Source organism: Ponticaulis koreensis DSM 19734, assembly GCF_000420665.1.
In the GTDB taxonomy this organism is placed as follows: domain Bacteria; phylum Pseudomonadota; class Alphaproteobacteria; order Caulobacterales; family Hyphomonadaceae; genus Ponticaulis; species Ponticaulis koreensis.
The window spans coordinates 351,296-362,664 of sequence record NZ_ATVJ01000003.1 but is presented as its reverse complement, the minus strand read 5'-3'; the positions used below and the strand labels follow the sequence as shown (position 1 = coordinate 362,664).

Sequence of the window (11,369 nt, the reverse complement as noted above, 5' to 3'; positions counted from 1 at the left end):
GTGTGATCGGACTAATCCTTCTCACCAATGTGAGATCCGAGGTTCCTCTGTACGCGTCCCTCGTCACCAACTTCGAAGCCTTCGACGAAGCGCGCGAGATATTCAGAAATGGCATCGCGAACCACGTATGGCCGTTCCATCGGCAAAAAGTGAGTGGTACCTGAAGGCTGCAAAACCACCGTATAGGGCTGAGCTTTCATAAACCGGTGCAAAGATGGCTTCGGCATGGTGGAGCCTTTCTCCGCGCGAATCAAAACAATAGGCGCTTTAATCTCTTCGACCGCCGCCCACGGGCGGTATCTGTGTGCGCCAAAATTCGCCGCTTCCCATTGTGGCGCACAGGAGAGTTCCCAATGATCGCCGTCTTGTGAACGTTTCACGCCATCAGTGACATAATCCACGAGGAAGGGTTCGCGCCAGGATTTGAAAGCGCCCCGCCCCGTCAGCGATTCGATGGCATGTTCCTGGCTATCGAACGCGTTGCGGCGTTTGACTGCCTGTTTGGACATCGGCGATCCGCGCTTGCCGAGATATGGCACGAACGGCAGATGCATATGACGGTAAAAGGACGGAGCCATAAGAACAGGATCAACAAGCACAAGACCGGTCACCAGGTCAGGGCGCTTTCCGGCCACAAGCATCGCGGTCGTCGCACCCATTGAATGTCCTGCGAGCACCGTTCCTTCCGGAGCGAGCTCCTCAAGTGCGGCGATGACATCGTCACGGTAAATGTTCCAGCCGATATGCTTTTGAGGATTTGCCTCCGCAGTCGAGCGGCCATGCCCACGCAAGTCCAACGCTGCCACGTGAGCACGAAGCCCAAGCGGCGCGAGAATGGACTGATATGTCATGGCATTAAAGCCGTTCGCGTGGATGAGCAGGCTGTCTACGGACCGCGTCGGATCGCCAAAGGCAATGCCCGCAAGACTTCCATCGTCCAGCTTCACATGAAACCGCCGCATACTTTCCTAACCCCCGAAGACCCGCCTCAGCAGGTCGGTAGACCGTTTGACCGGATTGCTCCGTATCTCCTGCTCTTCCTTGGCAAGATAAAAGAACAATCCGTCAAGTCCTCGCTCGACGGCATGGTCAATTAACTGGTCGCGGAGATCACCACTGAGACTCTGCAAGCCATAACGACCTGCAACTGAGTCTACCATAGTCAACGCGCCTGAATCTTCGAGCGCCGAACGCATATATGGCTCAACCAGCACTATAAGGTCTGCCTCGGTGCGCCCACGCAGATAATTTGTTGCGGCGGTATCGCCCCCGTTCAAAATCTCGAGAGCGTCGCCCATTGTGATAGAGCTGACTGCATCAACCACGAGATCAGCCGCATAAGGGGCTGCGTCCTCTGCCGCATGGTTCATGCGCTCCTGCAAATCATCCAACGGGCCAGATAACCCAAGCCTTGAAAGCTGGGATTGAAGTTCACCCAGTCGCCCCGGCAGCGGAATACGAATGTCTCCATCACCGAAATAGCCATTGTACTGCGAAAGCTGCTGGCCTACTGCCTGCGCGCCAATCGTCAGCGCCTGACGCAATCCGGCATCAGCATCCGACGCACTGATATTGAAATTGCTTGTCTGGCTGGTCGTTTCTTCTTCGGTCTCATTGCCGAGCACCCCACGCAGAAAGTCCCCGAAGGACTGTGCAGACGCAGCCGGCGCTGTCAGAACGAACAGGCTCAAAATGACGGCTTTTTTCATGATCTCTCTCCCGCAATCTGCCTCCAACAGATGTGAAACCCTGTGAATCGTCAATCAGCATATACAGCTGATGCGTTTACGTCAGATACATGCTTATCTGGGCAGGATGCAGTTTCGGGCGCTCTATGCCATGAACTCTCCACATTCCCTGCCAACACTCGGAATGTGACACCTGCCAAATCTGAGTATGTAGAATGACCTTCCCGACGCCGAAGAAATCTGAAGACGCAGCTAACCCTGCAATACAGACCGTCGCGCCGGCGCCTCACATGGATGCGTTGCTGCGCATTCTGGAAGAAACAGACAAGGCACTCGAGCCAATGATGGCCAGCGGTCTGGATGGGCGAACTGCTTCAATCCTTCGCGAGATTGAGAAATCCGGCGCAATCGCGCTGCAGGTCGAAGGCGATGAGCTATGGGTCGACGTAATCGACCGCGACAAGGCTGTCGATATCATCGACAAACTGATGGACGCACTGAAGAAATAGGCCGTTTTACAGGTCAGATCGGCGGATGGTCATCCGGCACTTCATCCCAATCGAGAACATCCTTGGTTTCAGACTTGTCCGCGCGTTCCTGAAACAGCGTGTAGATCGCAATCAGCACCCACCCCAGATGAAAGACCGCGCCACAAGCGAGCGCAATATGGCCATCGATCGGCCCGATGGCAGCTCTTTCGATCAACTGCTCGTAGGATTCCAGATCGGTCGGATGGATTTCCAGCTTCCCAAAATACGCCATGAGCTGGATGATGAAGATGAAGGAATAGTTCCGGCGCAAGCGCTTACCGACCGCTCGCAGGTAAGAGGTTCTGAACCGCGGACGAATATAATCCTCAGATAATGGATTGCCTTTATCCTGCGGGATTGTTGCTGCCTGCCCGCGAAGGATCGGTACGTAAAAGCCGATTTCCAGAATGCGGGCGCGGAAGCGAAAAACGTCGAAATACCGGTACCGGCGCGCTTCCAGATGAAGGAACATCGCAACCAGCAATCCAACGAGCACAAGCGGCAAAGCCGAAGCATCCGCACTGGAAAACGTCAGCGACAAGGCAATGCCTGTCGTCACAACGGCCCAGTTAGTCGTCATATCAAGTCGCTGGCGCCAGATTGTCGATCGGTAGGCTTCCGCACGGTAAAGGTGAGCGATCGCTCCAATTTCCTTGGAGCCCTGAACGGGTTCGGTGGCAGAAGTATTTGAGGTCATGACTCAATTATAGCACCGATTGGTTAGGAAAGTCTGGCCCCCAGAAGCCGTAATACCCGCCGAATTCGCGCTTCTCTCTTGGACAGACGCACCACATCGCGCTAGGTTCAGAGTAATGGGAGAAAGCGCACAATGTTTCTGAAGTTCTTCACCAAATTGCGGGACGCCAAAGTTCCGGTCACGCTCAAAGAATATCTGGCTCTTATGGATGCCATGGATAAGGGCGTTATCGATATGGAAGTCGAGCAGTTCTACTATCTGTCGCGCACAGCGCTGGTGAAGGATGAGCGCAATATCGACAAGTTCGACAAAGTCTTCGGAGAAACCTTCAAAGGCATCGAATCCATGGGTGACGCAGTGGATGTGCAGGACCTTCCGGAAGAATGGCTGCGCAAACTGTCTGAGAAATTCCTGACGCCTGAAGAGATGGAGAAAATCGAATCTCTCGGCGGCTGGGAAAAGCTTATGGACACGCTGAAAGAGCGTCTGGAAGAGCAGAAGAAACGCCATGAAGGCGGCAATAAGTGGATTGGTACTGGCGGCACCTCCCCATTCGGCGCAAACGGCTATAACCCTGAAGGTGTCCGTATCGGGCAGAACAAATCCCGCCACCGCAAGGCCGTAAAAGTGTGGGATAAGCGCGAATACAAAAACCTCGACGACTCCGTTGAGATCGGCACGCGCAACATCAAGGTTGCGATGCGTCGCCTGCGTAAGTGGGCCCGCACAGGCGCACCGGACGAGCTCGACCTCGACAACACAATTCGCGCGACCGCGAAACAAGGCTATCTGGACCTCGTCATGCGACCGGAGCGCCGCAACTCAGTAAACCTGCTTCTGTTCCTCGATGTCGGCGGCTCGATGGACCCGCACATCCGGGTGTGTGAGGAGCTGTTTTCCGCAGCGCGGTCGGAGTTCAAGAACCTTGAATATTATTACTTCCACAATTGCATTTATGAGGGCCTGTGGAAGGACAATCGTCGCCGTCACAACAACAAAATCCCGACATGGGATGTGCTTCACAAGTTCTCATCCGACTACAAAGTGATGATTGTGGGCGACGCGACGATGAGCCCGTATGAGATCACCTATCCGGGTGGCTCGGTAGAGCATTGGAACGAAGAAGCAGGCGGCGTCTGGCTACAGCGCCTTGTGCAGCAATTCCCGGACCTTGTCTGGCTGAACCCGTCTCCGGAAGGCTCCTGGCAGTACACTGCGTCCGTAAAACTGATCGGCGAACTCATCGGACAGCACCGCATGTTCCAGATGACGCTGGCTGGTCTCGAAGACGCAATGAAAGAGCTATCTCGCTAGGACGTTATGAGACGCTTACAGGCCGTAAGCGTCTTTCACGATGTTCAGAAAGCCCCGCTGCCCTGCCGCGCGAGTGATTGCCCCGTGACCTGTAAAATTGTCGAGCTCGTGGATCGTTACGTTCGAATGACTGGCAAACCCCTGCGCGTGGCGAGCATCTTCGTTATCGCCCGTCGGCACATACGCGGTGACAGGGCTGTCACCCATTTCCTCCATGGCATCCGACATCCGAAGTCGGCTCAGATCGCATGATTTATTGATACGGCGAATGACGACACGCGCGCGCTTATCCTGAAACCGGTCAAGAAGTTCTTCGGCATCCACTGAATATACGGGCGAAAAGAGCAAAGACGCCTTGGCGCCGATCTTCGCTCCGTAAATCCCTGCCAGATAGCCGCCTGCAGAATTCCCCATGGTGAAGACTGGCTTGTTCTCACCGTATTGCGCGATGAGTGACTTGAAGCCGTCAATTGTCTCATCGAAGTCGTTTCCCAGCGATTTAATGCCGTTGCAGCCAATCATACGCTGGAAGTCTCGGCAATATACAGCTGTCAGTCCTAATTCGGCGAGGAAGACATCAATCAGGTTGATGGGTACTATCAGCGCATCGGCCAGGCCTGTGAAGATAAATACAATGCCATTAGGCCGCTCCGGGCCGGAGACGATCACTTCCTCCTCCAACGCCGGATGACTGAGCCGCGCTTTACCTGAATCCAGCAATGGCAAGGCCTGTCGCACGAAGGACTTCAGATCTTCGTTGTCAGTGTACGCGATCGCATCATGCCACCGGTCCTCGTTTACCGCCCTCTGGAACGCAGCCATGGGAGAGATTTTTTCGTTTTTGGTCTGTTTAAGACTAATACCCGCAGAGGACGCAAAATCTAGCGCTGCCATAAATAACGGCAAAGGCTCTGATCGTAACAGATCAATATTGTCCTTTAAGAGCGCAACAGCGTCAGGAACTCTTCCTGAGTACTGACGATACCAGACAAGCAACCAGATCAATTCCGCACACGCAGTGCCCTCGGTGACGTAATCAAGTGCAAGTATCTCGAACACGTCCCAATCTATCTCCTCCCGCTTAAACCGCTCCAGGAACGGCTTTGAAAGCCGGTTTTCAGGCGCAATTTTTCTCGCCTCCAGAAACGCATTTATCGCGAGGCTGGACTGACCTTCCAGCATTCGCGCATAGAAGAGAGTTTCATAAAGGAACGCGCAGTCGTGATACTGCCGCGCAACCGAAGGCAGCAATTCGGCGAGCAGAGAAGGCTGGACATTCAGAACAGCCTGCTTGCCTTCGTGTCGGCTCTCCTCACACGCATGATAACGTGCAAACGCTTCAGATAGCGCTTTCAGCGCAATGGGCCTCTCTCCGGTCCGCCAAGCCAGTGTGGATACCCGCATCCAATACCAGTGCTTCAGGTTTGGCTGATCGCTGAGAAAGCCCTTGCGAATGAGCGCAGCTAACTCAGCGGCATCATCCTTCATCGCCCGGGCCAGCAGGATTTCCCGATCCGTGACAGTCACCGCATCACCATTCAGACGCTTGGCTCTGCTTAGACTGTCCAGCGCATCATCAAAGCGTTCAAGGTTTTCGAGAACTTCAGAGCACGCGAGCCATAGATAGGGATTGTTCTGATCGTGCTGCAGAAGCTTCTGGCAAAGCTCTAGCGCCGAAATGAACGCCCCGTCGCGAATCTTCCCGCGGAGCGATTTCATCTCACTCTGTTCAATACGTCCCATCGTCCCACCGATCCAATTCAGAAGAACCTATAATGAGTCAGATCGAGTTGCACCCGTCCTTTTCTCTTTTAACGATAAAATTTCAGCATAGTGGAGACTCATGCCCCCTGCGCCAGAACGTCTATCGACTTCCAAATTGAAACGTCCTATTGCCAACGTCAGGGTCTTTGAACGCGTTGAGGGACAATTCAATTGAACGAGAAGCACGGCAAAAACGCCTTCCTCTTTGTGATCGTTTGCGTCGCGCTGGACATGCTGGCTTTCGGTTTGTTCATTCCGGTCATGCCTGCATATCTGGAAGAAATCACCGGCAAGCCGGGTGAGGATACCGTTCTGGTTGGCGGGCTGCTTATGGCGACCTTCGGCGTGGTGAATTTCCTGTCCATGCCGATCATAGGCAATCTGTCAGACAAGTTCGGCAGACGCCCCGTTCTGATTATTTCGATAGCCGGTCTCTGTATCGACTTCATCATTATGGGCTTTGCGCACTCCTTACTGGTTCTATTCATAGGCCGCGCCCTGGCCGGTCTGACGAGCGCAACCTATTCGACGGCGAGTTCCTATATCGCAGACGTCACCGAACCTGAGGAGCGCGGCAAAGCCTTTGGCATGATCGGCGCAGCCTTCGGCATCGGTTTTGTCCTTGGACCAATCCTTGGCGGTGTTCTGGGCGACATTGATACGCGCCTGCCATTCTTCGTTGCCGCTGGCATAGCTGCATGCAATTTCCTCTATGGTTTGCTGGTGCTTCCGGAATCGCTTTTGAAAGAAAACCGACGCCCGTTCGAGCTGCGACGCGCCAACCCGTTCGGGGCTTTCAAACACTTCTCCAAACTTCCACAAGTCAGCTGGTTCATTGTGGGCGTGGGCATTTTCGGCCTTTCCCATTCTGTCTTCTCCTCGACCTGGAGCTATCACGGTGAAATCCGGTATGAGTGGACGCCTAACGAGATTGGTCTCTCACTCGCGCTTGTCGGCATAGGCTCGGCGTTCGTTCAGGGCTTTCTGACGGGGCGACTCACTAAGAGCATAGGTCCAGTCCGGACAGCGCTGTTTGGCCTCGCCGTTACCACTTTCAGCATGTTCCTTTTCGCAAGCGCCGTTTACGGATGGATGGCTTATGCCTTCCTCGCAGTTTCAGCGTTTGGCGGCGTAGCTGGTCCTGCAACCCAACAATTAATGACTGGTGTCACCCCGAAGAATGCGCAAGGCGAACTACAGGGCGCACTCGCAAGCGTGCAGGCGCTAAGCACGACCATTATCGGGCCACTTATCATGTCTCAGACGCTGAGCTATTTCGCCAAGCCAGAGGCGATTGTTCAGTTCAAAGGCGCAAACTTTGTCCTGGCCGGTATTCTGGCTGCCCTCGCCTTTATCCCGTTTATGAAAGGTGTACGCGCAAACAGAGGCGTCGTCCGCTCCATCGATGAAGAGGTGAAGCATGGCGACACGCCTAAATCTGCCGAAGAGGTCGCCGAACTCGCTGAAGCTAACGCTGCTGCCGAAGCAGAAGGCAGCGATACGGAAAGCACCGACACGCAGACAAATTGATTTGTCTTTCAACCTGCAAAGCTCATAGATCCACTGATGGACCGCATTCGCCCTGCCCTCTTTCTAGACCGTGACGGCGTTCTGAACGTCGATAAGGGCTATGTCTCTCGCGTGGAAGACTTTGAGTGGGTTGAAGGCGCCAGAGAGTGCATCAAAGCCTTTAATGATCGTGGCTGGTGGGTGTTCGTCGTAACAAACCAATCGGGCATTGCGCGCGGCTATTACACTGAAGACGATATGCGGGTGCTGCACGACCATATGTCTACAGAGCTTGCGAAAACCGGCGCACACATAGACCGGTTCTATCATTGCCCCTTCCATGAAGAAGGCGAGATTGCGCGCTATCGCAAAGACAGCTTCGACCGCAAGCCCAAGCCCGGCATGCTGATGTCGGCCATGGCCGACTTCCCGGTCGCGCGTGAGCAGAGCTTCCTGATCGGCGACAAACAGACGGACATAGAGGCAGCGCACGCCGCGGGCGTTGGCGGCTTCTTCTTCACCGGCGGAAATGTGCACCAGTTCGCCGAATGGGCGCTCGCAGACTTTGAAGACGGCGCGCGCTGATCATGCCGAGTCGGTCAGTGAGAAAATCTCTTCGACTGGCATATCAAAATAGCGAGCCAACTTAAGCGCGATCACAGTCGAAGGAATGAATCGTGCGACTTCAATCGTGCTGATCGTTTTTCGCGACACCTCTATCGCCTCGGCCAACTCACTCTGACTGATATTCTTTTCCGCCCTCAAAACACGAATACGGTTTTCCAGCGGCCCGATTGCTTCGCCCATTAAACAACCCGATCATTCGAGTAGATAAAGAATGACGCACACAAGCTGAGAAACAATACAGCGAGAGTGACGTCCACCGCCTGCTCTGACGTGATCCGCGACAGGATCAGATTATCCATGGTCGACATAAGCGTGAGGCAGATCAGCAGCACACCAACCGTTGTCCACGCAGCCTTGCGCATGCTCGCAGCGAGAAAGCTTTCAGACTTCCAAGGATTTACTCGAATGCCGCCAAACCGCGATTTCATAGAGATCATAAACGGCAGATAGATGAGCACCAAAGTCGCTGCGCATGCAATCTGAACATAATCCAGCACCGCCGCCAGATCTGCCTGCACCATGTCTTCTGCAACTTTCGTGACGTAGATGATCGCAGCACCACCAAGCGCACATCCGGTTGCATTCGCGATAATGTCGGCGGCTTCGCTTGCGTTTCTTGGCTTCAGAAATGACATGGCTTATCTCCGTTTGATACCGGAGGTATACATTTTGATACCTAAAGGTGTCAACAGGGTGCCATTAAGTATCAACTCCGATACTTTTCCGCATCACCGTAGCACTGTCCGGACACAGCGAAGAAAACTGCGATGTCGCTCTGATGGCGTCAGGCACTTCATCACGCGTAACCACGCTAAACCCGCGTTTAGCAAAAAAGGTTTCAGCTGAGTTTGTCATCAGATAAAGCTCACGCACGCCGTGCCCTTCTGCTTCTGTTTCGATTTTCCTCAGGCAGGATGACGCTTCCCCAGCCCCCTGCAAATCAGGCCGAACCGCAAGCGAACGCAGCAATGCAATATCACTGTAGATCTCCAGTCCCGCCAAACTGTTCAGCTGATCGCCCTCACAGTCACACCAGAGCTTAACCTGCTCGTCGCGAAGGTCGTCAGCAGGTAGCCCGAAACTCAGAAGCAAACTCGTTGCCGCCTCAAAGGCCTCATCCGTTTCCAGCCGTTCCATCGCTATGCCTCTCGCTATTGCTTCGGCTTCATCCGCCACAGGATGAAGGACATGCCAAAGCCCATAATGCTCATCACGATCAGAGGCAGACCACCGCCAAAATATGAGCCGTAAATCAGGTTAGCCAAAGCAACCACAAACAGGATGAACGCGGCAGCCTGCGCGGCGCTGCGAACCGGCTTGCGCTCAGGTGTCTCGCTCATGATTTAAGGCCTCCCATCCGGCAAACCTCGTTCCATTCGTCTTCCGTAACAGGCTGGACTGACAAACGTGAGTTCTTCACCAGAACCATATCCTCAAGCTTCGGATTGGCTTTGATATCCTTCATAGAGACAGGGGTGGGAACAGGCTCTACAGCTTTAATATCGACGCACTCCCAGCGTTCATCATCAGTCGTAGAGTCAGGATGTGCCTCGGCGCAAACCTCTACAATCCCGACAACTTCCAACCCTTCACGCGAGTGATAGAAAAAGCCCTTATCGCCGATCTTCATCTCGCGCATGAAATTGCGCGCCTGATAATTGCGAACACCGCCCCATTCTTCACCTTCATCGCCTTTTGCGACCTGCTGGTCCCAGCTCCAGGCAGAAGGTTCGGATTTGAAAAGCCAATATGCCATGGCACATCTCCCATCGTGCGATGAAGCTATGCCGAGGCTAGCAGCCAATCAATAGCATGCTGATAGTGAGACCAGCCTTTGTAGGCGGCGACATCCTCTTCTGTAGATCGCCAGGCCTGCGCGAACTGCTCTTTCGTCTGACCATCCGCCAGAATTGGCGCGAGAGGGTCCACGCAGATGCGGATGGTGAACAGCACTGCGCCCGTTTCAGGCAATTTACGGATGGTCTGACGTTCAACGCGCAGAAACAAATCGCTTGCGGTGTCTTTCTCATTCAGTTCAGCGAGCGCGCGCTTCATAGGCTCTGACGACGGCGTAAACCGTTCACCGCCCAGCTGGACGGTCCAGTTGAACCGTTCCAGCACTGGTCCGGCCTGCAGGCCCGAAAATATCCGGTTGATCCGCGATGAAAGTTCGGTTCCGCCCTGTGGCAATAGCGAATGCAGCCCTGACAAAGGCTTTGCGATGTTCTCGGCAAGTGACCAGAATGTCGGCGCGCAGAGGCTGGCGGCACCAAGCACAAACTGACCGTCGCGCGGCACCATCACGCATAAATCATCGCTGACAGTTGAAGCCGCGCGTTCGATTGGCGTGAAAACCGCGTTTTCAAGAGGAGCTGATGATTGTGTGCTCAGCACCAAGCCTGCCGCCTCTTCAGCAGCGTCGATTGGCCAGTCTCCGGCCCGCGCAAACACCTGATCTCGCTGAGCGACCATCAATCGGTGCTTTTCCTCAAGCCATACCTCCGCCTCGGTATCCGGCGTCAGCCACGCGCCCTCGTCAATCGGTCTGAGCTTGGGCGCCATGATCGCCGGACCATCGAGAAACGGCAGATAATGTGGCGTTCGAAGCATACCCATCAACTGACGACAGCCTGCCCCCAATACGCAAAGCCCAGCACTTTCGGCGTACTCGGAAGATACATCGTCTCGCCATCTGTAACGGTGAAACCGTTATGCTCGAGCATGCGCGGCGGCACGCGCGTCAGATGGCAACCACCAGCGAGCGTTTTCTGAATGGGCTCAAGGCGTCTCTGCCATTTAAGAATGCCTTCATCCGGTGCACCGCCATGTTCCGAATAGAGCAGCTTTCCGCCGGGCTTCAAAACCCGTCGGGCTTCGGCGAGCGCCGCATCAATCGGCGGAATAGTGCACATGGTGAAAGTGAAGACGACCGTATCGACGGAGTTGTCGTCCAGCGGCACAGCCTCGCCGCCCGCTTCCATGAATTCGATGTTCAGCCCTTCCGCAGCGTCCGCGCGCTTCTGAGCCTTTTTGATCATTTGCGCGTCTGGTTCGAGCGCGAAAACCTGAGAGACGTTAGAGCTATCATACAGGCCGAAATTCGTGCCGCTGCCACAGCCAACTTCCAGCACGCGGCCTTCAGCATGAGGCACCACTTTTTCCCGCTGTTTCATGATCGGTTTTGTCGAGCAGGCACAATCAATCAGCGGCGGCAGAATGTAACAGCTGTAAAATCCCATA

15 protein-coding genes are annotated in these 11,369 nt (G+C 54.5%); 4 read left to right on the top strand and 11 right to left on the bottom strand.

The window, feature by feature from the left end:
* Positions 1-11: 11 nt before the first annotated feature.
* Together G523_RS0116800 and G523_RS19835 are read right to left on the bottom strand one after the other, a co-directional pair.
* Positions 12-962: an alpha/beta fold hydrolase gene (locus tag G523_RS0116800; protein ID WP_022696233.1), complete on the bottom strand. Its 951-nt coding sequence runs from the start codon at positions 960-962 to the stop codon at positions 12-14.
* A 6-nt stretch (positions 963-968) separates the two neighbouring features.
* Positions 969-1,709 carry a DUF4197 domain-containing protein gene (locus tag G523_RS19835; RefSeq protein ID WP_022696232.1) on the bottom strand — a complete coding sequence of 247 codons (741 nt, stop codon included), beginning with the start codon at positions 1,707-1,709 and terminating at the stop codon, positions 969-971.
* A 194-nt stretch (positions 1,710-1,903) separates the two neighbouring features.
* Between G523_RS19835 and G523_RS0116790 the strand changes: the two genes are divergently transcribed.
* Positions 1,904-2,197 carry a hypothetical protein gene (locus G523_RS0116790; RefSeq protein WP_022696231.1) on the top strand — a complete coding sequence of 98 codons (294 nt, stop codon included), beginning with the start codon at positions 1,904-1,906 and terminating at the stop codon, positions 2,195-2,197.
* A gap of 13 nt (positions 2,198-2,210) precedes the next feature.
* Here the strand turns inward: G523_RS0116790 and G523_RS19830 are convergent, their stop codons facing one another.
* A complete protein-coding gene (locus G523_RS19830; RefSeq protein ID WP_022696230.1) occupies positions 2,211-2,915 on the bottom strand; it encodes a DUF2270 domain-containing protein in 705 nt (234 codons plus the stop codon).
* 132 nt (positions 2,916-3,047) lie between these two features.
* Between G523_RS19830 and G523_RS0116780 the strand changes: the two genes are divergently transcribed.
* The gene (locus G523_RS0116780; RefSeq protein ID WP_022696229.1) at positions 3,048-4,229 is read left to right on the top strand and encodes a vWA domain-containing protein; all 1,182 of its coding nucleotides are present in this window, start codon (positions 3,048-3,050) and stop codon (positions 4,227-4,229) included.
* Between the two features lie 15 nt (positions 4,230-4,244).
* On the opposite strand, the gene G523_RS0116775 is transcribed toward G523_RS0116780, so the two are convergent.
* The gene (locus tag G523_RS0116775) at positions 4,245-5,972 is read right to left on the bottom strand and encodes a tetratricopeptide repeat protein (RefSeq protein WP_022696228.1); all 1,728 of its coding nucleotides are present in this window, start codon (positions 5,970-5,972) and stop codon (positions 4,245-4,247) included.
* Positions 5,973-6,164: 192 nt separating this feature from the next.
* Between G523_RS0116775 and G523_RS19825 the strand changes: the two genes are divergently transcribed.
* Both G523_RS19825 and G523_RS0116765 read left to right on the top strand, forming a co-directional pair.
* The gene (locus G523_RS19825) at positions 6,165-7,523 is read left to right on the top strand and encodes a TCR/Tet family MFS transporter (protein ID WP_022696227.1); all 1,359 of its coding nucleotides are present in this window, start codon (positions 6,165-6,167) and stop codon (positions 7,521-7,523) included.
* A 36-nt stretch (positions 7,524-7,559) separates the two neighbouring features.
* Complete coding sequence (locus G523_RS0116765; protein WP_022696226.1) at positions 7,560-8,087, top strand: D-glycero-alpha-D-manno-heptose-1,7-bisphosphate 7-phosphatase; 528 nt, start codon at positions 7,560-7,562, stop codon at positions 8,085-8,087.
* Here G523_RS0116765 and G523_RS0116760 read toward each other — a convergent pair whose 3' ends face one another.
* From G523_RS0116760 to G523_RS0116730, 7 genes are all read right to left on the bottom strand, one after another.
* Positions 8,088-8,309 carry a helix-turn-helix transcriptional regulator gene (locus G523_RS0116760; protein ID WP_022696225.1) on the bottom strand — a complete coding sequence of 74 codons (222 nt, stop codon included), beginning with the start codon at positions 8,307-8,309 and terminating at the stop codon, positions 8,088-8,090.
* Positions 8,309-8,764, bottom strand: a complete 456-nt coding sequence (locus G523_RS0116755) for a hypothetical protein (RefSeq protein WP_022696224.1) — start codon at positions 8,762-8,764, stop codon at positions 8,309-8,311. Before G523_RS0116755 ends, G523_RS0116760 begins: the two co-directional genes overlap by 1 nt.
* Before the next feature lie 64 nt (positions 8,765-8,828).
* On the bottom strand, positions 8,829-9,266 hold the full coding sequence (gene arsN2, locus G523_RS0116750; RefSeq protein ID WP_022696223.1) for an arsenic resistance N-acetyltransferase ArsN2: 438 nt from the start codon (positions 9,264-9,266) through the stop codon (positions 8,829-8,831).
* Positions 9,267-9,280: 14 nt separating this feature from the next.
* Positions 9,281-9,469, bottom strand: coding sequence for a hypothetical protein (locus tag G523_RS0116745; RefSeq protein WP_022696222.1), 189 nt, complete (start codon positions 9,467-9,469; stop codon positions 9,281-9,283).
* The gene (locus G523_RS0116740) at positions 9,466-9,885 is read right to left on the bottom strand and encodes an EVE domain-containing protein (protein ID WP_022696221.1); all 420 of its coding nucleotides are present in this window, start codon (positions 9,883-9,885) and stop codon (positions 9,466-9,468) included. The genes G523_RS0116745 and G523_RS0116740 overlap by 4 nt, the downstream gene beginning before the upstream one ends.
* Before the next feature lie 26 nt (positions 9,886-9,911).
* Positions 9,912-10,739, bottom strand: a complete 828-nt coding sequence (locus G523_RS0116735; RefSeq protein WP_162141070.1) for a heme-dependent oxidative N-demethylase subunit alpha family protein — start codon at positions 10,737-10,739, stop codon at positions 9,912-9,914.
* 5 nt (positions 10,740-10,744) lie between these two features.
* Complete coding sequence (locus tag G523_RS0116730) at positions 10,745-11,368, bottom strand: class I SAM-dependent methyltransferase (protein WP_022696219.1); 624 nt, start codon at positions 11,366-11,368, stop codon at positions 10,745-10,747.
* Position 11,369: the final 1 nt, after the last annotated feature.